This is a genomic window from Segnochrobactrum spirostomi (genome assembly GCF_009600605.1).
Lineage (GTDB): Bacteria > Pseudomonadota > Alphaproteobacteria > Rhizobiales > Segnochrobactraceae > Segnochrobactrum > Segnochrobactrum spirostomi.
In genome coordinates this window covers 3,289,541-3,313,127 of sequence record NZ_VWNA01000001.1, presented here as the reverse complement: position 1 = coordinate 3,313,127, position 23,587 = coordinate 3,289,541, and the positions used below count along the sequence as shown (strand labels likewise).

Below are 23,587 nucleotides of genomic sequence, written 5' to 3'. Positions count from 1 at the left end.
GGTCAGGAAGTCGGCGGGGCGGGCGCTTAAGCCCGGTCCTCGCCGGCATTTGGCGGCGCGGGTGCGAAGAGCGGCGGCACCGGCTCCACCACCACGTCGGCGGTGATCGAATTGGCGATGTAGCAAGCCTCGTGCGCCGCGTGGTGGAGACGGGCGATCGCCTCCACGGTCGGGCGCATGGGGCCGGAAAAGGTGATGCGGGGGCGCAGGCGCACCTCGGTGATCGCCTCGCGGCCGTCGGCCCGGCGGCCGACCACGGCCTCCGCCGGGTCCTCGTAAAGGTCGACGCGGTAGCCGTCGCGGGCGGCGAAGGCGAGGAAGAAGAGCATGTGGCAGCTCGACACCGCCGCCACCAGCGCCTCCTCCGGATCGACCGCGTCCTCCCGCGAGAGCGGCAGGCGGACGTTCAGCGGGGACGACGAGGCCGGGACCTCGACGCCGCCGTCGAACCGCCAGAGGTGGGCGCGCGAATAATTGTTGTCGGTGAAGACCTCGTCCTCACCGCGCCGCCAGGAGACATTCGCACCATAGGTGTGGGCCATCGCGCGCTCCTCGCCGCGTCGTTCGCCTCAGAGGCTGTCGACGAACGCCTTGTAGCTGACGGCATCCATCAAGCCGTCGAACTCGCCCTGATCGGCGACGCGGAGCTTGACGAACCAGGCGGCGCCTTCTGGATCCTCGTTGACGCCCTGGGGCGCATCGGGAAGCGCGGAATTGACCTCGACGACCTCGCCCGCGAGCGGGGCGAACACGTCGCTCGCCGCCTTCACGGATTCGACGACGGCGAGTTCGACGCCCTTGGTCACGGTGCGGCCGATCTCCGGCAGCTCGACGAACACCACGTCGCCGAGTTGCTCCTGGGCGTACTTGGTGATGCCGACGGTCGCGACGTCGCCGTCGAGCCGCACCCATTCGTGGTCTTGCGTGTAGCGGACGCTCATCTTCGTCTTCCCTCAAGGCCGCCGCGCGGCGGGTGGATGATCGGTGGGAGGCGGGGCCGTCGCAGCGGCGGCTCTCGCCTCCATCAAGGGAACCACCCACCCTCCCCTGCCAGGGGGAGGGTCGGCGCGGAGCGCCGGGGTGGGGTTTTTCCGGCACCGTCGGGCGCCGGGCATTCATCGGGACGTCGACGGTCTCGCCGGGGCTTCACCCCACCCCGCTGCGCCTGCGGCGCGTCCCCTGGCCGGGGAGGGTTCAGAGGGGGGAGATTTCCCGGCCGAGCGTCAGCGCTTGTAGCCGTTCGGCACGAACGGCATGGTGACGACCTGGGCCGGCAGCGGCTTGCCGCGCACCACGAGATCGAGCGCCGTGCCGGGCTTGGCGAACGCCGCCTCGACATAGCCCATGGCGATCGGGCCACCGACCGAGGGGCCGAAGCCGCCCGAGGTGACGCGGCCGACGACACGGCCGTCCGCGACGATCTCGGTGCCCTCGCGGGCCGGGGCACGGCCTTCCGGCTTGAGGCCGACGCGCACCCGCGCCGGGCCCTCGGCGAGCTCGCGCTGGATGCGGGCCGCACCGGGGAAGCCCCCCTCCTCCCGCCGCCGCTTCTGGATCGACCACACGAGCGCCGCCTCGACCGGGCTCGTCGTGGTGTCGATGTCGTGGCCGTAGAGGCAGAGCCCCGCCTCGAGGCGGAGCGAATCGCGGGCTCCGAGGCCGATCGGCTTCACTTCGGGCTCGGCGAGGAGCGCACGCCACAGGGCGACGGCGTCGGTGTCGGCGACGGAGATCTCGAAACCATCCTCGCCGGTATAGCCGGAGCGGCTGACGTGGGCGGCGACGCCGGCGACCGCGGTCCAGCGCGCCGCCATGAAGGCGAGCGCGTCGGATTCGGGCGACAGGCGGGCCATCACGGCCGCGGCCTTCGGCCCCTGAAGCGCGACGAGCGCGCGCTCCGGCGCCTCGACGAGGGTGATGACGGCGGGCAGCTTGGCGCGGATATGGGCGAAATCGGCGACCTTGCAGGCGGCGTTGACGACGAGAAAAAGCTTGCCGTCGTCGGCCGGATCGACGGGCCGCGTCACCATCAGGTCGTCGAGGATGCCGCCGTCGTCGGCGAGGAGTTGGGAATAACGCTGCCGGCCGGGCGCGAGATTGCGGATGTCGGCCGGGATGAGCGCTTCGAGCGCGGCGGCCGTCGTCGCGTGGTCGGGGCCGATCAGGAAGGCCTGGCCCATGTGGGAGACGTCGAACAGACCGGCGTTGGCGCGGGTCCACAGGTGTTCCGCGAGGATGCCCTCATATTGCACCGGCATATCGTAGCCGGCGAAGGGCACCATGCGGGCGGCGCGCGCGACGTGCTCGCCGTTAAGCGGCGTGGTCAGGACGCCGTCGAGAATATCGGAAGCGGATGACATGTCCGGTCCTGCGCTCGGGTGGAGGCCCGCAACCGTCGAAGCACGCGGCATGCCAGCCACGGCGTCTCCGATCGCGCCCCCTCTGTCGCAGGAACCTGAGAGATTTGCCGGAGCGTCTCTCGCGCGAAGATGGCGCGGAGCGGCCGGTTTACTCCTTCGGTGAGCTTGTCCCGTCGTCCCGACGGGGAAGCTGCTTTCCAGAGCGCCGCACGTCCCGAGAGCGGTCCTTTGTGCCTGAGAGTTTCCGGGGCGGTTGCTCCTTCGGCGCCGTCGCCCGCTCCATTTCAGAGGGGCGGCGGTCTCTCCCGCACGGGACGTGTCACCGGATCTTCGGACGGCTCCGGTCGGATCAAGCGATCCGAAAAAGCCCGCAATCCGGCGCCGGGTCGCGGCGGCGCCCGGCGGTTTGCACCATGGCGACACGCCCCTTGTCTGTCAACGACATCGCGCCGTTCCAAAAAGGGTCGTGCACCGCTTTGCTCAGAAGCCGCCGTCCGGCGAATCGTCCTGGCTCGGCGGCGTCATCTGGGCGGCCGGGATCTTCTGGGCCGGCACGTCGAAGCCGACGAAGATCTGGAGATCGGTGCGCGCCGGCACCACGATGCCGTCGTCGACATAGGCCCACGCCACCGCGCCGATCGTCGGATCGACCGTGGCGCTGACCTTGAAGGTCTTGGAATAGAGCATCTTGCCCGCCGAATCGGCGACCTGGTATTTGACCGGGAAGGTGACGGTGCCGCCGCCGCCCTTCGGGCCGGACAGCACGCGGCCCGCACCGCCCACCTTGATCTGCACGTTGTCGCCGGCCGCCGTGCATTCGCGGGCGGTGTCGGTGAGCGAGACCTGATAGCGGACGTCCTGCGGGTTGTTGATCGCGCCCTTGGCCCCGACCAGATAGGTCTGCTGGCCGAAGCGCACCGAGACCGGCGGGCACTGGGTGATCGGCTGCATGTTCGAGGTGTCGAGCTGCTTCGGCGCCGCGAAGGTGCCGCGGAAGAATTTGCCGAGCCCGCTTTCCGCCGGCGAATCGCCCGCCTCGCCGCCGTTCGGGCCGAAGCCCCAGCCGCTGCAACCGCCGAGCGCCAGCGCGCCGACCATGATCCCGGCTACGGCCACCTTGCGCCCGGCCATGGTCCCTTTGCGCAGCGGCCGACCCGCCGCACCGCCGCCCATCCGATTGCAGTCCATCGACGACGACCTCCCGTTCTGTCCGGAAACACCGGCCTCCGAATCCGGCGAAGCGATGGCACGACGGCCATCTTTCGGCAGCGGCGCCCACGATCCGGCCCCGGCTGCCTTGACTTCGCCACCCCTCATTCCTCTATTGCGCGCAGAAGCGGCGCGCCAGCCCCGCGACGTCCGCGCACCCGAAACCGCCGGCTTTTCTATACGGAAAGGGCGGCCGTGTCGCAGCGGAGCGTTGCCGGCGCCCGCGGAACGCCATCGCGAGCGCCCGGCGCGGGACCGCATCACAGGAACGCGTGGAATGAGTGCCGCCGATCCTTCAGCCGCCTCCGGAGCCGTGCCGACGGCGCCGCGGCCGCGCCTCGACATCGAACTCTGCGCCCCGCGTGGCTTCTGCGCCGGCGTGGATCGGGCGATCCAGATCGTCGAACTCGCGCTCGAGCGGTTCGGCGCGCCGGTCTACGTGCGTCACGAGATCGTGCACAACAAATATGTCGTCGAGGGGCTGAAGGCGAAGGGCGCCGTCTTCGTCGAAGAGCTCGACGAGATCCCGCCGACCGAGCAGCCGGTGGTGTTCTCCGCGCACGGCGTGCCGAAGGCGGTGCCGGAGGCGGCGCGCCATCGCAACATGTTCTATCTCGACGCCACCTGCCCGCTCGTCTCCAAGGTCCACAAGGAAGCCGAGTTGCACCATCGGCGTGGCCGCGAGATCGTGCTGATCGGCCACAAGGGCCATCCGGAAGTCGTCGGCACCATGGGCCAGTTGCCCCCGGGCACCGTCTCGCTGGTCGAAACGGTGGACGACGCCCGTGCCTTTGCGCCGCGCGATGCCGAAAACCTGGCCTGGATCACACAGACGACGCTCTCCGTGGACGACACCCGCGAGATCGTCGGCGTGCTCCAGGAGCGCTTCCCGACCATCGTCGCGCCCCACAAGGACGACATCTGCTACGCCACGACGAACCGCCAGGAAGCGGTGAAGGCGGTGGCGCCGCGGGTTGATGCGATGATCGTCGTCGGCGCGCCGAACTCGTCGAACTCCCAGCGCCTGCGCGAAGTGGCCGAGCGGGCGGGCTGCCCCCGCGCCGTGCTGATCCAGCGCGCCGCCGACATCGTGTGGGCCGACTTCACCGGCGTCGCGCGGCTCGGCATCGCGGCGGGCGCGTCGGCGCCGGAGGTGCTGGTCGAAGAGATCATCGACGCCTTCGCCACCCGTTACGAGGTCAAGGTCGACGAGGTCCGCACCGCGGAGGAGACGATCTCCTTCCCCGTTCCGCGCGCTTTGCGCGACAACGCCGCCGAATAGATCTTCCCCGAGCCGCGCGCTTGCCCGCGCGGCGCTGCCGCGAGCGCCCTTTCATGGCCGTCTATACCGAGGTGACCGACGACGATCTGGCGCGCCTCCTGGCTCTCTACGACATCGGCACGCCGACCACGTTCAAGGGCATCGCCGAGGGTGTCGAGAACTCGAACTTCCTGCTCCAGACGACCGGCGGGCGCTTCATCCTGACCCTCTATGAGAAGCGGGTCGACGCCCGCGATCTGCCGTTCTTCCTCGGCCTCCTCGAACACCTCGCGGCACGCGGCGTCACCTGCCCGCAGCCGGTGTGCACCCGCGACGGGCGCGCGCTCGCCGAAGTCGCCGGACGACCCGCCTCGATCGTCACCTTCCTCGACGGCGTATGGCCGCGGCGGCCCACGGTGCGCCATTGCGCCGAGGTCGGCGAGGCGCTCGCGCGCCTGCATGTCGCCGGCGCCGATTTCGCGCTGAAGCGGCCGAACGCCCTCGGCCACCGGGCCTGGGCGCCTCTGTTCGCCCAATCGGCCGACCGCGCCGACGAGGTGCAGCCCGGCCTCGGACCGGAGATCGCCGCCGAGATCGCGGCGATCGAAGCCGAGTGGCCGGCCGACCTGCCGGGCGGCGTGATCCACGCCGACCTGTTTCCCGACAACGTCTTCTTCCTCGGCGAGCGGCTCTCCGGCCTCATCGACTTCTACTTCGCCTGCAACGACTTCTTCGCCTACGACGTGGCGATCTGCCTCAACGCGTGGTGCTTCGAGCCGGATTTTTCCTTCAACGTGACCAAGGCCCGGGCAATGCTCGCGGCCTATCAGAGAGTGCGGCCGTTCGAAGCGGCGGAGACGGCGGCACTGCCACTCCTTGCGCGCGGCGCGGCAATGCGCTTTCTGCTAACCCGGCTACACGATTGGCTCCGCGTCCCACCCGGCGCGCTCGTGGTGCCGAAGGATCCGCTCGAATATTTCCGGAAGCTGCGCTTCCACCGTTCGGTCGCCGAGGCGTCCGATTATGGTCTGACCGAGACGGCATGACGCCGTCGGGGCGACCGGGCATCCGCCGCGCCGGCACTGCGCGCGGCCACGACCAGGAAGAGGATCAGGGATTGGACGATCCGACGCGCGTCGTCGCCTACACGGATGGAGCCTGCAGCGGCAATCCCGGCCCCGGCGGCTGGGGGGCCCTTCTGCGCTGGCAGGGACGCGAACGCGAGCTCTCCGGCGGCGAGGTGCTGACCACCAACAACCGCATGGAGCTGACGGCGGCGATCACCGCGCTCGAGGCCTTGAAGCGGCCGATGGTCGTCGATCTCTTCACCGACAGCCAATATGTCCGCAACGGCATCATGACGTGGCTCGCCGGCTGGCGGCGCAACGGCTGGAAGACCGCGGACAAGAAGCCGGTGAAGAATGTCGAGCTGTGGCAGCGCCTCGACGAAGCCTGCAAGGCCCATCAGGTCACCTGGCATTGGGTGAAGGGCCACGCCGGCAACGTGGACAACGAGCGCGTCGATGCGCTCGCCCGGGCCGGCATGGCCCCCTATCTGCCCGCCCGCAAGGGCGCACCGGTGTCGAGCGAGGTCGGATGAGCCGCTCGGCCGCCTTCGAACGCATGCCGTCCTCGGAAGCGCTCGGCACCGCCGGGCGCACCGGGGGCGCCGATGCGGACGCAGGCCACCTGAACGCCCGCCGCATCACGATCCTCGCCAACCCCGTCGCCGGCGGCTTCCGTGCCCGCACGCTCGGGCGCCTCGTCGAGGCGATCGCCAGCCACGGCGCCGCCGTCTCGCTGCACCTGACGCGGCGGGCGGGTGAGATCACCGATCTCTGCGCGGCCGGCATGCCGGACACCGACGTCCTCGCGATCGCCGGCGGCGACGGCTCGATCAACGAGGCGATCGCCGGCTTCGAGGCGGTCGAAAATCCGCCCGCGCTCGCCATCATCCCGTTCGGCACGGCGAATGTTCTGGCCCACGAGCTCGGCTTGCCGAAGCGGGTGAAGGCGCTCGCCGACGTGGTGGCGACCGGACGCGCCGAGCCCTTGCATTACGGCCTCGCCAACGGCCGTCCGTTCGTGCTGATGGCCTCCTCCGGCTTCGACGCCTCGGTGGTCCACGCGCTGACCTTCGACCTGAAGCGGCGGTTCGGCAAACTTGCCTACGTCGCCGGCGTGTTCCGCCGCATGTCGGAGCCGCGCACCGCCGATCTCGAGGTCGAGATCGACGGCGAGCGGCTGTCTTGCCGGCTCGCGGTCGTCACCAATGCGAGCCGCTATGGCGGGCCGTTCGTGGTCTGCCCGGCCGCCAACGTCCACGAGCCGACCCTGCATCTGATGGCGGTGCGCCACGACGATCCATTCGCCATCATCCGGCTCGGCGCGACGCTCCTGTTCGGCCGCATCGAGCGCTCCGGCGACGTCGTCGTCCGCGAGGTGCGCGAGATGGTGCGGCTCGACGCGGCCCGCCCGGTGCCCTGCCAGCTCGACGGCGACACCTTCGGCAGCACGCCCTTGGAAATCACTCCCGCCCGCCGCGCGCTCAGGATCGTGGTGCCGTAAGGGGCACGGGGGCCTACCGAGGCGGTCCCCATCCACTCACCGGCGCAAGTCGGCCACCCTCCCTTCTCCCCGTCGGGGAGAAGGTGCCCGAAGGGGCGGATGAGGGGCTTAAGCCCAAGATATTTCCGGATATTTCTTGATGATGAGGGCGCCGCAGCGCCCCCTCATCCGGCGCTTCCGCGCCACCTTCTCCCCGCAAGCGGGGCGAAGGGAAGAGCGGCCGATCTCTCGGCCGCACGACGGCGACAGACGTCGCGGCCTCATTCCCCCGCGAGGGCGAGCACGCGGCCGACGAAGCGGCGGGCGCCGTCGGCGTTGAGCACCGGGCCGAACAGGCGGCCCTGGGCGAAATCGCAGCCGATCTGCATCAGCTTCACCGCCTCGCCTTCTGATTCGACGCCGCTGACGAGCAGGTGCGCGCCGACATTCTCGGCGAGTGCCGCGGCGGTCTTGAGCAGCGCGAGTTCGTCCGCCGAGCCCCCGCCGCCGGTCTTGAGGCGCGTGGTGCGGATGCGCAGCGCGTCGAACGGCACCCGGTGCAGCACCGTCACCGACGACCAATCGGCGCCGATATCGTTGAGCGCGAGCCCTGCCCCGACATCGTGGAGGCGCTGGAGCACGAGTTGGGCGAGTTCGGGATTCTCCGACACCGCCGCCTCGGAGACGCCCATCCGGAGCGAACCCGGCGGCACGTTGGCGCGGCCGAGGATGGTCTTGAGGTCGTTGACGAGGCTCTGGCTGAGGAGGCCGCGGCCCGGCAGGTTGATCCAGGCGAACAGCGGCTCTTCCGAGGCCGGTGCCATCTCCTGCCACTCGGCGACGAGTCGCACCGCCCGCTCGATGATGAACAGACCGAGTTCGCGCACCAAGCCGGCGCGCTCGGCGATCTCGAGGGTCGCCGCCGCATCGATCTTGCCCCGGCGCGGATGCTCCCAGCGCGGGATCAGCTCGAACCCGGCGAGGTTGCGCTCCTTGAGGCGGATGATCGGCGCGAACTCGATTTTGACCTCGTCGGCGTGCAGCGCGCGGCCGAGATCGCCTTCAAGGGTCGAGAGTTCGCTCGCGAGCCGGCGCAGCACGGGCGTGAAGTTCGCCGCACGATCGCCGCCGAGGCGCTTGGCGTGGACCATCGCGAGTTCGGCATCGCGCAGGAGTTCGGCCGCCGGCTGCACCTCGCCATCGGCGAAGGCGACGCCGATCGAGGCCGAAAGGTTGATCTCGTTGCCGGAGAAGGCGATCGGGGTGCGGACCTGACGGCGGATTTCGTCGGTGAGGGTCGAGATATCCGCCGCCTCCCGGGCCGACAGCACGATCACCGCAAAGGTGTCGCCGCCGATGCGGGCCAGGGTGTCGATCGGCTTCAAGAGCCGCTGGACGCGGCGCGCCAGGGTGAGGAGCGCCGAATCGCCGATCGCCGGGCCGTAGGTGTCGTTGACGGTCTGGAAGCGATCGACGCCGATCGCCACCACGACGGGCCGCTGGGTGGTCTCCGCATGGGCGCGGATGATCGCGGTCTCCAGCCGGTCGAGCACGAGTTCGCGGTTCGGCAGGCCGGTCAGGTTGTCGTGCACGGCGTCGTGGAGCATGCGCTCCTGGGCGATGCGCTCGTCGGTGATGTCGAGCAGGGTGCCGATACAGCGGATGACCTCGCCGTCGGCGCCGACGACCGGCCGTGCCCGCAGGTGCACCCAGGCATAGTGACCATCATGGGCGCGCAGGCGGAAGGTCTCGGAAATGCGGCCGCGGCGCTCCTCGACGATCGAATCGAGCACCAGGCGGAAGCGGTCGGCGTCGTTCGGGTGGATCAGCGAGAGCCAATCCATCGCCGATCCCTGGAGGGCACCGGGCTCGAGCCCGAGACTCTCCTCGGCCGCGCGGCTCGTATAGATGCGGTCGCGTGCGACGTCCCAATCCCACACCGGATCGCCGGAGCCGGTGAGCGCCAGGGCGGCGCGCTCCATTTCAGCGACGTCGCCCATCACCGAGCCGCCCGCGAAGGCGTGCTGCATCACCGTGAAGCCGATCAGGAGCACGATGAGAACGAGGCCGCCGGCGAGCGCCGGCTGCACGATGTCGTTGACGATGCCGCCGGAGACCGCATAGCCCGCCCCGACCAGCCAGGCCGCGAGCAGAAGCCACGTCGGGATCAGCATGATGGCGCGGTCGTAGCCGCGGATCGCCATGATGACGATGAGGACGAGGCCGATCGCCCCGATCACCGCGAGCGCGATGCGGGCGACACCGGCCGCCATCTCCGGATCGTGCACGGCGACGCCGAACAGGCCGAGCAGCAGGACGAGAAGGCCGATCGCCGCGTGGCTGTAGCGGATGTGCCAGCGTCCGAGATTGAGATAGGCGTAGAGGAACGAAAACAACGAGAAGGCGAGAAAGACCTCGCTACACGCGCGATAGAGGTGGTCGTTCGCCAGATTGACGTTGAGGACGTCGTCGATGAAGTAGAAATCGACGGCGACATAGGCCAGCACCGCCCAGGCGAGTGCAGCGGTCGCCGGGAACATCGACGTGCCTTTGACCACGAACACGATGGTCAGCACGATCGCGAGCAGGCCCGAAATGCCGAGCACGATGCCCTTGTAGAGCGAATAGGCGTTGATGCTGGCGGTGTAGGCGTTCGGCTCCCAGAGCGTCACCTGGGGCGGCTTCGGCGAGGAAATCTCGAAGACGAGAGTGACGACCGTGCCCGGATCGAGGGTGATCTGGAACACGTCCGCCTCGTCGCTCGGCTGGCGCTCCGGCGCGAAGCCCTGGCTCGGCGTGATCGAACGGACGTGGCTCTCGCCGAGATCCGGCCAGACGAGCCGCGACTTCACGAGCCGGTAATAGGGCGAGACGATCAGGCGGTCGATCTGCTGATCCGACGTGTTCGACAGGGCGACGACGCCCCACCGCGCCGGCTTGCCGTCCGAGGAGCGGACCTCGATGCGCCGCACGATCCCGTCGGGCCCCGGCGCGGTCGACACCGCGATCCGGTCCGTCGGGGTGTTGTAGAACATGATGTTGCGGGTGAGGTTGATCGCCTCGGCGTCGATCGGGATCGTCACCGTCTCGACCGCCCGCGCCTCGTGGCCGGCCATCACCGTCACGAGCGTCAGGATCGCGAGCAGGAGCCGTTTCACCGCGGTGAGATGGGCCAGACGCAAAGGCAAGCCTCCAAGAAGAGGCTTAAAGAGGTATCGGCCCGCAAACAGGTGCACAAGAATTTCTCTGTCTCGCAAGAACGTCTGGTTCGTCAGATGGTCTGAGCGGGTTCACGGGCCTCGGCGGCCCGCGGCTCCGGAAGCCGGTCGTCTGCGAGCACCGCGAACAGGATGTGGTCCTGCCAGGCGCCGTTGATGCAGAGATAACGGCGGGCGTAGCCCTCGCGCTGGAATCCGACCTTTTCGAGGAGACGGATCGACGCCTCGTTGTGGGGAATGCACGCCGCCTCCACCCGGTGGAGGCGCAACCCGCCGAAGGCGTGCTGGAGGGCGGTGCGTACCGCGTCGCTCATCAGGCCGCGGCGGGCATAGCGTTCGCCGATCCAGTAGCCGAGCGAGGCGGCTTGCGTGACGCCACGCCGGACATAGGCGAACGAGAGGCCGCCAACCAGCGCCCCGTCCGCCTCACGGAACACGAAGAAGGGATGGCCCGTGTCCTCGCGGCTATCCTTGGCATAACGGCGCAGGCGGCGGCGGAAGGCGGCGCGCGACAGGTCGTCGGACGGCCACAGCGGCTCCCACGGCACGAGAAAGGCGCGGCTTTCGGCCCGCAGCGCCGCCCACGCCGGATAATCCGACAAAGCGGGCGGGCGGAGCCACACGTTGGCGCCGCGCAGAATCGGGCCCTGGTCCGTTCCGGGGATCGCGCGGAGGAACACCGCCGCCCCCTTCATCGCCTCAGGCCGGGACGTGCCGCGATGCGCCGTTACGCAACTTGGCGGCAATCACGTCGACCGGCGCGAGATCGGCGACCGGGCCGACCGCCGTCATCGTCGGGGCGGACCCCGTCAGGATCTCCTCGGCGACACGGCGGACATCGGCGACAGACACCGCGTCGATCTTCGCCGTGATCTCGCGCACCGGCAGCGGCCGGCCGTGGATCAGGATCTGGCGGGCGAGCTGGCTGGCGCGGGACGCGGCGCTCTCCTGGGCCATGAGGAGCGAGGCGCGCAGTTGCGCCCGGGCGCGGGCAACCTCGGCATCCACGATGTCCTCGACCGAGCGGGCGAGTTCGTCGATGAGCACCTGGGCGAGCTCGTGCACCTCGTCGGCCCCGGTCGCGGCGTGAAAGCCGAGCAGCCCGGTGTCGGAGAAGCCCCAATGGAAAGAATAGATCGAATAGCACAGGCCGCGGCGCTCGCGGATCTCCTGGAACAGGCGCGAGGCCATGCCGCCCCCGAGGACGGCCGAGAGGATCTGCGAGGCATAATAATCGGGCGAGGAATAGCGCCGGCCCTCGAAGCCGAGCACGATCTGCGCCTCCATCAGGTCGCGCACTTCGCGCTTCTCGCCGCCGCGATAGGCCGCCCCGCCGGCGACCGGCGAGACCTCGGGCGAGAAGCCGCCGAGCCGCTCCTCGGCGAGCCGGACCACCGCGTCGTGATCGACCCCGCCCGCCGCCGCGAGCACCGTCGAGGGGCCGCGATAGTGGGTCGAGAGATAGTTCGCGAGATCCTTGCGACCGAAGCCCTTCACCGTCGTCGGCGTGCCCATGATCGGACGGCCGATCGGCTGGTCCGGCCAGGCGGCCTCCTGGAACAGGTCGAAGACATAGTCTTCGGGAGCATCGTGCGCGGCGCCGATCTCCTGGAGGATAACGTGCTGCTCGCGCTTCAGCTCCTGGGCGTCGAACGCCGATTCGATCAGGATGTCGCCGAGGATGTCGACGGCGAGCGGCACGTCGTCGCCGAGGATGCGGGCATAATAGCAGGTGTTCTCGATCGAGGTCGCGGCGTTGAGCTCGCCGCCGACCGCCTCGATCTCCTCGGCGATCTCCTGGGCGTTGCGCCGCTTGGTGCCCTTGAAGGCCATGTGCTCGAGGAGATGGGATATGCCGTGCTCGCGCTCGTTTTCGGAGCGCGACCCTGCCCCCACCCAGACGCCGACGGCGGCGCTCTCGATGTGCGGCATCTTCTCGGTGACGACGGTGAGGCCGTTGGCGAGGCGGGAAATGGTGACGGACATGAACTCAGGCCTCCGCCCGAACGGCGCGGGACTGCGCCTCTATGAATCGGGCCACTGCCGCCTGTTCGGCCGGCAGTCGCGTCACGCGCTCGGGCCGCTCCATGAGGTCGGCGAGGCGCGGCGGCAAGGCGGGGCGCACCCCGGTCGCCTCGAACACGGCGTCGGGGAACTTCGCCGGATGGGCGGTCGCCAGCGTAACCATGGGCACCGAACGGTCGATCAGCCGCTCGGCGACCGCGACACCGACGGCGGTGTGCGGGTCGATGAGGGTGCCGGTCTCGGCGAGCACCCGGGCGATCGTGTCGCGCGTGCCCTCGATATCGCAGCGCCCGGCCCCGAAGGCGGCGCGGATGTCGGCGAACGCCGCCGGCGGCACCGTGAAGGCGCCCGATTGGGACAGGCTGCCCATCAGGCCGCGCACCGCGGCGCCATCCCGGCCGAGCGCCTCGAACAAGAGCCGCTCGAAGTTCGACGAGACCTGGATGTCCATCGACGGCGAGGTCGAGGGGGTGACGCCGCGGACCTCGTAGCGCCCCGTCTCCAGGGTGCGGGCGAGGATGTCGTTGACGTTCGTTGCGACGTTGAGCGCGGCGATCGGCAGGCCCATGCGCTTCGCGACGTAGCCCGCGAAGATGTCGCCGAAATTGCCGGTCGGCACGGTGAAGGAGACCGGCCGGTGCGGCGCGCCGAGCGCCACGGCGGCGGTGAAATAATAGACGACCTGGGCGACGATGCGGGCCCAGTTGATCGAGTTGACGCCGGCGAGCGCGGTGCGGTCGCGGAAGGCGTGATCGTTGAAGAGGCCCTTCACGATGGCCTGCGCGTCGTCGAAGGTGCCGGCGAGCGCCAGCGCATGGACGTTGGCGTCGGCGACCGTCGTCATCTGGCGCTGCTGCACCGGCGAGACGCGGCCCTCGGGGAACAGGATAACGACATCGACGCCGGCGCGGCCGCGGAACGCCTCGATCGCCGAGGCGCCGGTGTCGCCGGAGGTGGCGCCGATGATGGTCGCCGCCGCGCCGGTGCGGGCGAGCGCGTGCTCCATCAGGCGGGCGAGCAACTGCATCGCCACGTCCTTGAAGGCGAGCGTCGGCCCGTGGAACAGTTCGAGCAGGAAGTGGCCGGGGCCGATCTGGACGAGCGGCGCGACGGCGCGATGACCGAAACCGGCATAGGCCGCCTCGATCATCTCGTAGAGCGCGGCATCCTCGATCTCGCCGTCGACGAAACGGCGGATCACCGCATGGGCGACCTCGGCATAGGGGCGGCCGGCAAAATCCGCGATCTCGACATCGGCGAGCGTCGGCCAGGTCTCCGGAACATAGAGACCGCCGTCACGGGCGAGGCCGGCAACCAGAACATCGAGGAATCCGAGAGCGGGCGCTTGCCCGCGAGTGCTCACATAACGCAACCGCGCGCGTCCTTGACCTTGACGTCGTCGTTGTTCGGTGAAGCGCGATCCTATCGGCGCCATGCTCCCGCCGCAAGCGGCGCGGGAGACGGCGCCGTCATGCGTGCCCGCTTTCGCGGGACAGCATGCCGGGGGCGATGCCGAGCTTCAGAAGCGCCCGGTCATACTTGGTTTCGAGGTCGCCGTCGAATACCAGATCGGGGTCGGCGGCGCAGGTGAGCCATCCGTTGGCGAGAATCTCACCCTCGAGCTGCCCCGGCGCCCAGCCGGCATAGCCGAGCGCGAGCAGTGCGCGGGCCGGCCCGCGGTTCTCCACGATCGCCCTGAGGATATCGATGGTCGCCGTCAGGCAGACGCCGTCGTCGATCGGCAGGGTGGCGTTCTCGGTGCGGTAATCGTCGGAATGAAGCACGAAGCCGCGCCCCGTCTCGACCGGCCCGCCGCGGTGGACCCGCATCGTCTTCGCCTTTGGCGGCAGGCGGATCTCGTCGTCCCCCGACACGATCTCGAGCTGTTCGAGGAGGTCGGGGAAGGAGATGTCGTCGACCGGCTTGTTGACGATGATGCCCATCGCCCCGTCCGAGGAATGGGCGCAGATATAGACGACGCTGCGCGCGAAGCGCTCGTCCTCCATGCCCGGCATGGCGATCAGAAGCTGCCCGTCCAGAAAGCTCGCGGCCCGGATCATCACGTCTCGTCCCGGCGGCTCGGCGCCCGCTTCGAGCGCAGGCCGGCTCGCCTTCGCTCGGTCTCAATGTGAGATTAGGTCGGCCCGAGGCGAGCGTCGAGGGGGGCGTGCCCTCCCCGACAAGGGAAATGGCGCCGATGTGAGGGAGAACGACATGGCATCGAGCGCCGTCCGATTCGCACCGAGGCGGCTCGTCCTCCTGATCGGATCGATGCTGCTCGCAGCCCTCGCGACAGCCGGCGATCAGGCGCGCGCGGCGACGGCCGGGCGCTGGATGGAGATCACCGGCGGCCGCGTCCGCCTGATCGCCGAGGGCGGCCCGCCGTCCACCGACGGCACCGTCTGGCTCGGGCTCGAGATCGCTCTCGAGCCGGGCTGGGCCACCTATTGGCGCAATCCGGGCGAAGCCGGCATTCCGCCCGAGATCACATTTGCGGGCTCGCTCAATCTCGGCGCGGCCGACGTCGAATTCCCCGTCCCGGCGCGCTTCGACGAGGCCGGCTCCACCGTGATCGGCTACACCGCGCCCGTGGTGTTCCCGATCCGGGCGACCCTCGCCGACCCGTCGCTGCCGCTCAGCGTGTCGGCCACGGTCTCGCTCGGCGTCTGCAACAAGATCTGCGTGCCGGTCGAAGGCGAGGTGAAGCTCTCCGTCTCGGCCGCGACGCCGCGCGATGCCGAGACCGCCGGCCTCATCGCCGCCGCCCGGGCGCGGGTGCCGGTCCCCTCCCCCGCCGGCGGCCTCGCCCTCGTCTCGGCGAAGCGGGCGGCGGACGCGCCGGCCGAGATCGACGTCACCGCGCAGCTCGCCGATCCGTCGGCCGCCGCCGACCTCTTCGCCGACGCCCCGGCCGGGCTCTATGCGGGCCTGCCCAAGGCGGTGTCGCATGCCGGCAGCACCGCGACCTGGCGCGTCAAGGTGACGGACGCGGCGGGCAAGCCGGCGCCGGGGCCCTTGTCGCTCACTTTGGTCAACGGCGACCGGGCCGTGACGGCGAGGCTTCCGGTCTCGAACTAGACGCGGACGCGGCCCGCTCCGGCTCGACGCCGCGCGCCCGATCTCCTATCTAGTCGGGCGCGCCCGCGTGCTTTCCGCGCCGCCACCGAGGAGACGGATCATGCCCATCGAAGCCGGCCACAAGCTTCCCGACGCGACCTTCAAGACGATGGGCCCGGACGGCCCGACGGAGATCAAGAGCGCGGACCTCTTCGCAGGGCGCCGCGTGGTGCTGTTCGCCGTGCCCGGCGCCTTCACCCCGACCTGCCACCGCAACCACCTGCCGGGCTTCCTCGATAACGCCGACGACATCAAGTCACGCGGCATCGACGAGATCGCGGTCATCTCGGTCAACGACGTGTTCGTCATGGACGCCTGGGCGAAGGCGACCGGCGCCGAGGGCAAGATCACCTTCCTCGCCGACGGCAGCGCCGAGTTCACCAAGGCGACCGGCCTCGACCTCGACGCCTCGGGCTTCGGCATGGGCGTGCGCTCGCAGCGCTACTCGATGGTGGTGAACGACGGCGTCGTCGAAGTGCTCAACATCGAAGAGCAGCCAGGCCAGGCGACCGTGTCCGGCGCCGCCGCGCTCATCGCCGCGCTCTGAGCCGGCACTAAAGATCCGAATGAAAACGCCGCCGGTCCGCCCGGCGGCGTTTTTCTTTGTGCGCCCGGGGGCGCCTCAATCGAAGCCGGCCACGGCGTGGGGCCCGTACGGCGCTTCGAGCGCGGCGATCTCGTCCGCGGTGAGGCCGAGCGACAGCGCCGCCACCGCGTCGGTCAGGTGGTGCGGCTTCGAGGCGCCGATGATGGGGGCGGTCACGCCGGGCTTCTGCGCGAGCCACGCGAGCGCGACTTGCGCCCGCGGCACGCCGCGCGCCGCCGCGATGCGGCCGACGGCGGCGACGATCTCCCGGTCGGACTCGAGCTGCGGATAGAGCGTCTTGCCGAACTGGTCGGTCTCCTGGCGCTCGCTCGTCTCGTTCCAATCGCGGGTGAGCCGGCCGCGGGCGAGCGGACTCCACGGGATCACGGCGATGCCGCGATCGGCGCACAGCGGCAGCATCTCACGCTCCTCCTCGCGGTTGAGGAGATTGAGGTGGTTCTGCATGCTGACGAAGGGCGTCCAGCCGTTGAGCCGGGCGACGTAGAGCGCCTTGGAGAATTGCCACGCATACATCGACGAAGCGCCGACATAGAGCGCCTTGCCCGCCCTCACGACATCGTGGAGCGCCTCCAGCGTCTCCTCGATCGGCGTTTCCGGGTCCCAGCGGTGGATCTGGTAGAGATCGACATAATCGGTGCCGAGCCGCCGCAGGCTCGCGTCGATCTCGGCGAAGATCGCCTTGCGCGACAGCCCGGCGCCGTTCGGGCCCGGCCGCATGCGGCTGAACACCTTGGTTGCGAGCACGATCTCGTCGCGGCGGGCGAAATCCTTGATCGCGCGGCCGACGATCTCCTCCGACGTGCCGTCCGAATAGACGTTGGCGGTGTCGAGGAAATTGATGCCGAGTTCGAGCGCCTGCCGGATCAGCGGGCGGCTCGCCTCTTCGGTCAGGGTCCAGGCATGGTTGCCCCGATCCGGCTCGCCGTAGGTCATGCAGCCGAGGCAGAGGCGCGAGACTTCGAGGCCCGTGGAGCCGAACTTCACATAATCCATGATTGTCTCATCCAAGGCGTGACCGACCGGGAGGCGGGCGATCATTCTCCGCCCGCAAGCCCGGCGCGTCCAGGCACGGACAATTGTGCTCCGGCGATTTTGAGGGCGCGGGTCAGGTCGTGCCGTGCAGCCGGCGCCAGACGAACGCCACCATGACGCCGACGAGGCCGATGGCGAGGCCGAACCAGGTCAGCGCATATTGCAGGTGGCTGTTCGGGAAGATCGTCCGCGTCTCGCCCGCCTGGGGAACGCCCCCCGGCGGGGTGAAGGCGCTCGTCGCATCGACGGTATAGGGCGCGACCGGCCGGTCCTTGAGCCCGAGCGCGGCCGAGATCTCGACCGGATCGCGGACGAAGAAGAGGCGCGTCTCAGGGCTCGCCTTCGGCGTGAAGGTCCCGGCCTGCTCGGCGCCGCGCAGAACGCCGTCGAGGGCGACGTCACCGGGCGGCGGCGGCGGATAGGCGGCCGGTCCCTTGCCGTCGCCCGGCACGAACCCGCGATTGACGAAGACCCGCCAGCCGCCGTCGGTGACGAACGGCGTGACGATCCAATAGCCCTGCCCGCTCAGGCTCCCGTGAGGGTCGGAGAGCACGGTGTAGACGTGGACCTCGTCGGTGCCGAAGCGGCCGCGCAGCGCGACGTGCTGATAATCGAAGCGGTCGATGTCGAAGGGCTGCCACATCTCGGGGCCGGGCGCGGGCACCGCCGGCGCCCCGATGCGCGTCTCGACGGCGTGGATCAGCGCTTCCTTCCAGGCGAGGCGGTGCAGTTGCCAGAAGCCGAGCGAGACCAGGATGGCGCAGCCGACCACGGCGAACAGGATGGGCACGATGACGGAGCGGATCCGCCCGGTCGCGGCGACGGCCACCATGCTCGCGCCGCCCCTCACGCGCCCTGGGAGGGACCGGCGGGTGGCTCCGCCCCGGACCCGGCCTCAAGCTGCCCTTCGGCGGCCTTGTGGTGATATTGCATGGCGATGAGCACGCCCTTGAACGGCCTGAGCAGGCCGAGCGACAGGATCAGGGTGAGCGGCAGCCACAACACCATGTGGACCCAGATCGGCGGCTGGAACGCGATCTCCGTGACGAGCGCGAGCCCGACCACGATGAAGCCGACGATCATGATCACGAACACCGCCGGGCCGTCGCCGGCATCGATGAACGCATAATCGAGGCCGCAGGCGCGGCAGCCGGGCGCGGTTTCGAGGAAGCCCTTGAACAGCGGCCCGCCGCCGCAGCGCGGGCAGCGGCAGGCGAGCCCGGTCGCCATCGGCGAGAGCGGGGCGTAGAGCGCGGTGTCGGACGAGCTCGGGCGGCGCCGGCCGGCTCCCGGCGCATCGGACGGTGTGGCGGAGGTGTCCATATGCCCTCCTCGGGCCTTGCCAGACGGGCAACGCGGGGACTTCCGCCCTCGGACCCTGGGGCCCTCCTCCGCGGCGCTCGTCACGAAACGCCTCGGACCGTCGGGCCGGATGCGGCACGGGCGGATCGAGCCGCCCGGCCTTAGTACGTCTTCCTCAGCGGACGAGCCTCAGCGGGTCAGCCTCAGTGCTTCAGCCTCAGTGCGTCATGGGGCTCTGGCCCCACACGTAGATGCAGGCGAACAGGAACAGCCACACCACGTCGACGAAGTGCCAGTACCAGGCCGCCGCCTCGAGGCCGAAATGCGCCTTCGACGTGAACTGCCCCTTCAGCGCGCGGATCAGGCAGACCGCGAGGAAGATGGTGCCGACGATGACGTGGAAGCCGTGGAAGCCCGTCGCCATGAAGAAGGTCGAGCCGTAGATGTTGCCGGAGAAGGCGAACGTCGCCTCGCTATATTCGAGCGCCTGACAGGCCGTGAACATCATGCCGAGCATGACGGTGAGAGCGAGGCCCCATTTCAGGCCCTTGCGGTCGTCGTGCAGGATGGCGTGGTGCGCCCACGTCACCGTGGTGCCGGAGGTCAGCAGGATCAGCGTGTTGAGGAGCGGCAGGTGCCACGGATCGAAGGTCTCGATCCCTTTCGGCGGCCAGACGCCGCCGGTGAAGGCGTCGCGCACCACCTCCGGCGCCGACTGCGGGAACAGGGCGACGTTGAAATAGGCCCAGAACCAGGCGACGAAGAACATCACCTCGGAGGCGATGAACAGGATCATGCCGTAGCGCAGGTGCAGGTCCACCACGCGGGTGTGGTAGCCTTCGAGCCCCTCGCGGATGGTGTCGCCCCACCAGCCGTACATGGTGTAGAGCACGATCGCGAGGCCGACCGCGAAGATGCCCCAGCCGCCGGTGTCGATGCCGCCGATCACCAGGTCCTGCTTGTTCAGCCAGCGCATCAGGGCGATGCCGCCGAACGCCATCAGGAAGGCGCCGAGCGAGCCGAGCGCCGGCCACGGGCTCGGATTGACCAGATGATAATCGTGGTTCTTCGTGTGCGCGTGCGCCTCGGCCATGGTCTCGTCCCCGATCTGCCCCGTTGCGCCATTGGCGCCGGAAGACCTCGTTATCGTTCTTCTCCGCACCGGGCCGGTATTATGCCGGTCCCGAGTGGACTGCATCCGCGGGCTTCGTCCCGCCGCTCCGTCCGGCTTCCCCGCCGGCGGAAATCTCGTCCGTCTCTAAAGTTGTATCAGCTCTTTCCGTCCGTGCCACGCCCCGCCTCCTCGGCGGCGACGGGCTTCGTTGACGCAGCCGTCGGGAAGAAGGTGTAGGACAGCGTGATGTCGCGCACCGAGGCGGCGTCCTGGTCCTTGTCCATCGCCGGATCGACGTAGAACACGACCGGAAGTTCCACCTTCTGATGCGGCTTCAGGGTCTGCTCGGTGAAGCAGAAGCAGGTGATCTTGGAGAAGTAGCCGCCCGACACCGTCGGGGTGACGTTGAAGGTCGACGTCGCCGTGATGGTCTTGTCGGTCAGATTTTCGGCGACGAACTGGACGGTGGCGACGTCGCCCATGCGCAGCGTGACCTGCTCGACCTCCGGCGCGAAGCGCCAATGCAGCCCGCCGGAGACGTTGGCGTCGAAGCGCACGTTGATCTTGCGGTCGATCGGCACGATGCCGGCCTGGCTCTCGACCCGGCTCGGCGTGCCGCCGAAGCCGGTGACCTGGCAGAACATGCGGTAGAGCGGCACCGCGGCGAAGGCGGCCCCCACCATCGTCACCACGAACAGCCCGCACAGCATCGCGATGACGCCGTTCGTAAACGTCCGCGGCCGTTCCGCCCGCACCGCCTCCGGCGCATCGAGGTCGCTCGGGTCCGTCTGCGGTGCGCGCGGTTCGGTCATGACGCTCACATCGGTCGATTGAGGACGTTGCCGCCCAGTTTCACGATGGTGACGACGTAGAACAGGATCACGAGCCCGCCGAGCACCAGCGCGATCGCGAGAGAGCGGGCCCGGCGGCGGCGCAACTGTGCCGGCGTGAGCCGGATTCCGTCTTCGTCGGCCTTCTGGTCGTCAGCCATCCCGTCCCTCGCGATGTCCGTCCCGGCGGCGGCGCTCATATCGGAGAAAGTCCCGCGAGAGTGACGCCGGACAGCACACGCTCGCCGAGCAGCACGGCGAACAGCAGGAACAGGTACACGAGCGAGAAGCCGAACAGGCGGCCGGCCGCGCGGTTGCGCGCCTCGGGCTTCGCCCGCCACACCGCAATCGCGAGGGCGACGAACACGGTGCCGAGCGCCACCGACGTCACGGCATAAGCGATCCCGCCGAAGCCCATGATCGCGGGCAGCACGCCGACCGGCGCGAGCACCAGCGAATAGAGCAGGATCTGGCGCCGCGTCGCCTTGTCGCCGGCGACGACCGGCAGCATCGGCACGCCGGCCCGCTCGTAATCGCCCGACTTGATGAGCGCCAGCGCCCAGAAATGCGGCGGCGTCCAGAGGAAGGTGATGAGAAAGAGCACCATCGGCTCGAGCGCGACGTGGCCGGTCACCGCCGCCCAGCCGATCACCGGGGCAGCGCGCCGGCGGCCCCGCCGATGACGATGTTCTGCGGCGTGCGGCGCTTCAGCCACATCGTGTAGACCACGACATAGAAGAAGATCGTGAAGGCGAGCAGCGCCGCCGACAGGACGTTGACGAAGAGGCCGAGCATCACGACCGAGGCGCACGACAGCGCCATGCCGAAATCGCGCGCCGTCTCCGGATCGACCCGCCCCGCGGGAATCGGACGGCCGCGGGTGCGCGACATCACGGCATCGATGTCGGCGTCGTACCACATGTTGAGCGCACCCGAGGCACCGGCCCCGATGGCGATGAGCGCGAGCGCGACCACGGCGAGCACCGGATGGATGCTGCCGGGCGCGATCATGATGCCGACGAGCGCGGTGAACACCACGAGCGACATCACCCGCGGCTTCAAGAGCGCGACGAAATCGCCGACCGTCGCGGTCTCCACCGCCAGGAACGCGTCTTCGCCGGGTTCGCCCGTCTGATCGATCAGAGCCATTCGCGTCTCAAACCCTCAACCGTTCCGCGCGTCACGCGGAAGGACCTTCGCGCAGGAAGCCCCGAGCGGCTTCCGAGGAGCAACGAGCGGCCGGACGCCGCCCGGCCGCTCGTTCTCCTTCCGATGCCGGATCGCCATCGCCCTGTCCAGAGCAGCCGCTCACTTGATGCGCGGCAGCGTCTCGAACTGATGGAACGGCGGCGGCGAGGACAGGGTCCACTCGAGGGTGGTCGCACCCGGTCCCCACGGATTGTTGCCGGCGACGCGCTTGCGCGCGAACGCCTCGAAGATGCCGTAGAGGAAGATCAGCACGCCGACGCCGGAGATATAGGACCCGATCGAGGACACGAAGTTCCATCCGGCGAACGCATCCGGATAGTCGACATAACGCCGCGGCATCCCCGACAGACCCAGGAAGTGCTGCGGGAAGAAGATCAGATTGACGCCGACGAAGGTGACCCAGAAGTGCGTCTTGGCGATGGTCTCGTTGTACATGTAGCCGAACATCTTCGGGAACCAATAATACCAGCCCGCGAAGATGGCGAAGACGGCGCCGAGCGACAGCACATAGTGGAAGTGCGCGACGACGAAGTAGGTGTCCTGGAGCACGCGGTCGAGGCCGGCATTGGCGAGCTGCACGCCCGTGACGCCGCCGACGGTGAAGAGGAAGATGAAGCCGATCGCCCACAGCATCGGCGCGCGGAACTCGATGGAGCCGCCCCACATGGTGGCGATCCAGGAGAACACCTTCACGCCCGTCGGCACCGCGATCACCATGGTGGCGAACACGAAGTAGGCCTGCGTGTCGGACGACAGGCCGACCGTGTACATGTGATGGGCCCACACGACGAAGCCGACCACGCCGATCGCGACCATGGCGTAGGCCATGCCGATATAGCCGAAGATTGGCTTGCGCGAGAACGTCGAGATGATGTGGGAAATGATGCCGAAGCCCGGAAGGATGAGGATGTAGACCTCCGGGTGGCCGAAGAACCAGAACAGATGCTGGAACAGCACCGGATCTCCGCCGCCCTCCGGCGCGAAGAAGCTGGTGCCGAAATTGCGGTCGGTCAGCAGCATGGTGATCGCGCCCGCGAGCACCGGCAGCGAGAGCAGGAGAAGGAACGCGGTCACCAGCACCGCCCAGGCGAACAGCGGCATCTTGTGCAGCGTCATGCCCGGGGCGCGCATGTTGAAGATGGTGGTGATGAAGTTGATCGCGCCGAGGATCGACGAGGCGCCGGCGAGGTGGAGGCCGAGGATCGCGAAGTCCATCGCCGGGCCGGGCGTGCCGACGGTCGAGAGCGGCGGATAGATCGTCCAGCCGCCGCCGACGCCGTTGGAGCCGGGACCGCCCTCGACGAACATCGAGAGGATGAGGAGCAGGAAGGCCGGCGGCAGCAGCCAGAACGAGATGTTGTTCATCCGCGGGAAGGCCATGTCCGGCGCGCCGATCATGAGCGGCACGAACCAGTTGGCGAAGCCGCCGATCATCGCCGGCATCACCATGAAGAAGATCATGATGAGCCCGTGGGCGGTCACGAAGGCGTTGAAGGTCCACGGATTGGTGAAGAACTGCAAGCCGGGCTCCTGGAGCTCGGCACGCATCGCGATCGACAGGATGCCACCCACGATCCCCGCGAAGATCGCGAAGATCAGGTACATCGTGCCGATGTCCTTGTGGTTGGTCGAATAGACGTAGCGCCGCCACCCGGTCGGGTGGTCGTGTGCCGCATGGGCTACGCTGCTGGCCATCGCTCGGCTCCTTCGAGGCTCTTCTTCGCGGGCCGTCGCACTGGGGCGGCTCCGATTGTCT

General features: G+C 69.2%; 22 protein-coding genes, 1 pseudogene and 2 riboswitches. Of the genes and pseudogenes, 6 read left to right on the top strand and 17 right to left on the bottom strand.

Features of this window, described 5'->3' with window-relative positions:
- Nucleotides 1-26: 26 nt before the first annotated feature.
- The 4 genes from F0357_RS14995 to F0357_RS14980 all read right to left on the bottom strand — a co-directional run bounded on the left by F0357_RS14995 (nucleotide 27) and on the right by F0357_RS14980 (nucleotide 3,548).
- Complete coding sequence (locus F0357_RS14995; RefSeq protein WP_153483548.1) at nucleotides 27-542, bottom strand: OsmC family protein; 516 nt, start codon at nucleotides 540-542, stop codon at nucleotides 27-29.
- Between the two features lie 27 nt (nucleotides 543-569).
- On the bottom strand, nucleotides 570-941 hold the full coding sequence (gene gcvH, locus F0357_RS14990; protein WP_153483545.1) for a glycine cleavage system protein GcvH: 372 nt from the start codon (nucleotides 939-941) through the stop codon (nucleotides 570-572).
- 282 nt (nucleotides 942-1,223) lie between these two features.
- Nucleotides 1,224-2,360, bottom strand: a complete 1,137-nt coding sequence (gcvT, locus tag F0357_RS14985; protein WP_153483542.1) for a glycine cleavage system aminomethyltransferase GcvT — start codon at nucleotides 2,358-2,360, stop codon at nucleotides 1,224-1,226.
- A 72-nt stretch (nucleotides 2,361-2,432) separates the two neighbouring features.
- Nucleotides 2,433-2,571: riboswitch (glycine riboswitch) on the bottom strand.
- Nucleotides 2,572-2,678: riboswitch (glycine riboswitch) on the bottom strand.
- Nucleotides 2,679-2,840: 162 nt separating this feature from the next.
- The gene (locus F0357_RS14980; protein WP_153483534.1) at nucleotides 2,841-3,548 is read right to left on the bottom strand and encodes a hypothetical protein; all 708 of its coding nucleotides are present in this window, start codon (nucleotides 3,546-3,548) and stop codon (nucleotides 2,841-2,843) included.
- 298 nt (nucleotides 3,549-3,846) lie between these two features.
- Between F0357_RS14980 and ispH the strand changes: the two genes are divergently transcribed.
- The 4 genes from ispH to F0357_RS14960 are packed head-to-tail and all read left to right on the top strand — an operon-like array spanning nucleotide 3,847 to nucleotide 7,398.
- Nucleotides 3,847-4,851, top strand: a complete 1,005-nt coding sequence (gene ispH, locus F0357_RS14975; RefSeq protein WP_153483531.1) for a 4-hydroxy-3-methylbut-2-enyl diphosphate reductase — start codon at nucleotides 3,847-3,849, stop codon at nucleotides 4,849-4,851.
- A 53-nt stretch (nucleotides 4,852-4,904) separates the two neighbouring features.
- A complete protein-coding gene (locus F0357_RS14970; RefSeq protein WP_153483521.1) occupies nucleotides 4,905-5,876 on the top strand; it encodes a homoserine kinase in 972 nt (323 codons plus the stop codon).
- Nucleotides 5,873-6,430, top strand: coding sequence for a ribonuclease HI (gene rnhA / locus F0357_RS14965; protein ID WP_153483517.1), 558 nt, complete (start codon nucleotides 5,873-5,875; stop codon nucleotides 6,428-6,430). Before F0357_RS14970 ends, rnhA begins: the two co-directional genes overlap by 4 nt.
- Nucleotides 6,427-7,398: a diacylglycerol/lipid kinase family protein gene (locus F0357_RS14960; protein WP_153483514.1), complete on the top strand. Its 972-nt coding sequence runs from the start codon at nucleotides 6,427-6,429 to the stop codon at nucleotides 7,396-7,398. Before rnhA ends, F0357_RS14960 begins: the two co-directional genes overlap by 4 nt.
- A 260-nt stretch (nucleotides 7,399-7,658) precedes the next feature.
- Here the strand turns inward: F0357_RS14960 and F0357_RS14955 are convergent, their stop codons facing one another.
- From F0357_RS14955 to F0357_RS14935, 5 genes are all read right to left on the bottom strand, one after another.
- A complete protein-coding gene (locus F0357_RS14955) occupies nucleotides 7,659-10,559 on the bottom strand; it encodes an EAL domain-containing protein (protein WP_246161476.1) in 2,901 nt (966 codons plus the stop codon).
- An 89-nt stretch (nucleotides 10,560-10,648) separates the two neighbouring features.
- Nucleotides 10,649-11,290 (bottom strand): GNAT family N-acetyltransferase, encoded by a 642-nt coding sequence (locus F0357_RS14950; protein WP_153483502.1) that lies wholly within the window; start codon nucleotides 11,288-11,290, stop codon nucleotides 10,649-10,651.
- Nucleotides 11,291-11,294: 4 nt separating this feature from the next.
- Nucleotides 11,295-12,581 carry a M16 family metallopeptidase gene (locus F0357_RS14945; RefSeq protein WP_153483498.1) on the bottom strand — a complete coding sequence of 429 codons (1,287 nt, stop codon included), beginning with the start codon at nucleotides 12,579-12,581 and terminating at the stop codon, nucleotides 11,295-11,297.
- A 4-nt stretch (nucleotides 12,582-12,585) separates the two neighbouring features.
- Nucleotides 12,586-13,992: a threonine synthase gene (gene thrC / locus F0357_RS14940; RefSeq protein WP_153483494.1), complete on the bottom strand. Its 1,407-nt coding sequence runs from the start codon at nucleotides 13,990-13,992 to the stop codon at nucleotides 12,586-12,588.
- 97 nt (nucleotides 13,993-14,089) lie between these two features.
- Nucleotides 14,090-14,680, bottom strand: a complete 591-nt coding sequence (locus tag F0357_RS14935) for a YqgE/AlgH family protein (RefSeq protein ID WP_153483483.1) — start codon at nucleotides 14,678-14,680, stop codon at nucleotides 14,090-14,092.
- Between the two features lie 154 nt (nucleotides 14,681-14,834).
- Between F0357_RS14935 and F0357_RS14930 the strand changes: the two genes are divergently transcribed.
- Together F0357_RS14930 and F0357_RS14925 are read left to right on the top strand one after the other, a co-directional pair.
- On the top strand, nucleotides 14,835-15,698 hold the full coding sequence (locus tag F0357_RS14930; RefSeq protein WP_208948353.1) for a protein-disulfide reductase DsbD domain-containing protein: 864 nt from the start codon (nucleotides 14,835-14,837) through the stop codon (nucleotides 15,696-15,698).
- Nucleotides 15,699-15,798: 100 nt separating this feature from the next.
- On the top strand, nucleotides 15,799-16,284 hold the full coding sequence (locus F0357_RS14925; RefSeq protein WP_153483475.1) for a peroxiredoxin: 486 nt from the start codon (nucleotides 15,799-15,801) through the stop codon (nucleotides 16,282-16,284).
- Nucleotides 16,285-16,359: 75 nt separating this feature from the next.
- Here F0357_RS14925 and F0357_RS14920 read toward each other — a convergent pair whose 3' ends face one another.
- The 8 genes and pseudogenes from F0357_RS14920 to ctaD all read right to left on the bottom strand — a co-directional run bounded on the left by F0357_RS14920 (nucleotide 16,360) and on the right by ctaD (nucleotide 23,526).
- Complete coding sequence (locus F0357_RS14920; protein WP_153483472.1) at nucleotides 16,360-17,337, bottom strand: aldo/keto reductase; 978 nt, start codon at nucleotides 17,335-17,337, stop codon at nucleotides 16,360-16,362.
- Nucleotides 17,338-17,449: 112 nt separating this feature from the next.
- Entirely contained in the window at nucleotides 17,450-18,208 is a 759-nt protein-coding gene (locus tag F0357_RS14915; protein WP_153483469.1) for an SURF1 family protein, read from the bottom strand.
- Between the two features lie 14 nt (nucleotides 18,209-18,222).
- Nucleotides 18,223-18,699, bottom strand: coding sequence for a DUF983 domain-containing protein (locus F0357_RS14910; protein WP_153483467.1), 477 nt, complete (start codon nucleotides 18,697-18,699; stop codon nucleotides 18,223-18,225).
- A 196-nt stretch (nucleotides 18,700-18,895) separates the two neighbouring features.
- Nucleotides 18,896-19,771: a cytochrome c oxidase subunit 3 gene (locus F0357_RS14905; protein WP_153483465.1), complete on the bottom strand. Its 876-nt coding sequence runs from the start codon at nucleotides 19,769-19,771 to the stop codon at nucleotides 18,896-18,898.
- Nucleotides 19,772-19,947: 176 nt separating this feature from the next.
- Nucleotides 19,948-20,604, bottom strand: a complete 657-nt coding sequence (locus F0357_RS14900; protein WP_153483462.1) for a cytochrome c oxidase assembly protein — start codon at nucleotides 20,602-20,604, stop codon at nucleotides 19,948-19,950.
- A gap of 5 nt (nucleotides 20,605-20,609) precedes the next feature.
- The gene (locus tag F0357_RS14895) at nucleotides 20,610-20,783 is read right to left on the bottom strand and encodes a cytochrome c oxidase system small membrane protein (protein ID WP_512700805.1); all 174 of its coding nucleotides are present in this window, start codon (nucleotides 20,781-20,783) and stop codon (nucleotides 20,610-20,612) included.
- 35 nt (nucleotides 20,784-20,818) lie between these two features.
- Nucleotides 20,819-21,771, bottom strand: a pseudogene (locus F0357_RS14890) (heme o synthase).
- Nucleotides 21,772-21,930: 159 nt separating this feature from the next.
- A complete protein-coding gene (gene ctaD, locus F0357_RS14885; protein ID WP_153483456.1) occupies nucleotides 21,931-23,526 on the bottom strand; it encodes a cytochrome c oxidase subunit I in 1,596 nt (531 codons plus the stop codon).
- Between the last annotated feature and the right edge of the window lie 61 nt (nucleotides 23,527-23,587).

Coding starts and splice junctions, on each gene's coding strand:
- gcvH (WP_153483545.1), bottom strand. CDS start 941: ATGAGCGTCCGCTACACGCAAGACCACGAATGGGTGCGGCTCGACGGC.
- gcvT (WP_153483542.1), bottom strand. CDS start 2,360: ATGTCATCCGCTTCCGATATTCTCGACGGCGTCCTGACCACGCCGCTT.
- F0357_RS14900 (WP_153483462.1), bottom strand. CDS start 20,604: ATGACCGAACCGCGCGCACCGCAGACGGACCCGAGCGACCTCGATGCG.
- ctaD (WP_153483456.1), bottom strand. CDS start 23,526: ATGGCCAGCAGCGTAGCCCATGCGGCACACGACCACCCGACCGGGTGG.
- F0357_RS14910 (WP_153483467.1), bottom strand. CDS start 18,699: ATGGACACCTCCGCCACACCGTCCGATGCGCCGGGAGCCGGCCGGCGC.
- rnhA (WP_153483517.1), top strand. CDS start 5,873: ATGACGCCGTCGGGGCGACCGGGCATCCGCCGCGCCGGCACTGCGCGC.
- F0357_RS14915 (WP_153483469.1), bottom strand. CDS start 18,208: ATGGTGGCCGTCGCCGCGACCGGGCGGATCCGCTCCGTCATCGTGCCC.
- F0357_RS14970 (WP_153483521.1), top strand. CDS start 4,905: ATGGCCGTCTATACCGAGGTGACCGACGACGATCTGGCGCGCCTCCTG.
- ispH (WP_153483531.1), top strand. CDS start 3,847: ATGAGTGCCGCCGATCCTTCAGCCGCCTCCGGAGCCGTGCCGACGGCG.
- F0357_RS14895 (WP_512700805.1), bottom strand. CDS start 20,783: ATGGCTGACGACCAGAAGGCCGACGAAGACGGAATCCGGCTCACGCCG.
- F0357_RS14920 (WP_153483472.1), bottom strand. CDS start 17,337: ATGGATTATGTGAAGTTCGGCTCCACGGGCCTCGAAGTCTCGCGCCTC.
- F0357_RS14950 (WP_153483502.1), bottom strand. CDS start 11,290: ATGAAGGGGGCGGCGGTGTTCCTCCGCGCGATCCCCGGAACGGACCAG.
- F0357_RS14980 (WP_153483534.1), bottom strand. CDS start 3,548: ATGGACTGCAATCGGATGGGCGGCGGTGCGGCGGGTCGGCCGCTGCGC.
- F0357_RS14925 (WP_153483475.1), top strand. CDS start 15,799: ATGCCCATCGAAGCCGGCCACAAGCTTCCCGACGCGACCTTCAAGACG.
- F0357_RS14935 (WP_153483483.1), bottom strand. CDS start 14,680: ATGATCCGGGCCGCGAGCTTTCTGGACGGGCAGCTTCTGATCGCCATG.
- F0357_RS14945 (WP_153483498.1), bottom strand. CDS start 12,581: ATGTCCGTCACCATTTCCCGCCTCGCCAACGGCCTCACCGTCGTCACC.
- F0357_RS14960 (WP_153483514.1), top strand. CDS start 6,427: ATGAGCCGCTCGGCCGCCTTCGAACGCATGCCGTCCTCGGAAGCGCTC.
- F0357_RS14930 (WP_208948353.1), top strand. CDS start 14,835: ATGGCATCGAGCGCCGTCCGATTCGCACCGAGGCGGCTCGTCCTCCTG.
- F0357_RS14995 (WP_153483548.1), bottom strand. CDS start 542: ATGGCCCACACCTATGGTGCGAATGTCTCCTGGCGGCGCGGTGAGGAC.
- F0357_RS14905 (WP_153483465.1), bottom strand. CDS start 19,771: ATGGCCGAGGCGCACGCGCACACGAAGAACCACGATTATCATCTGGTC.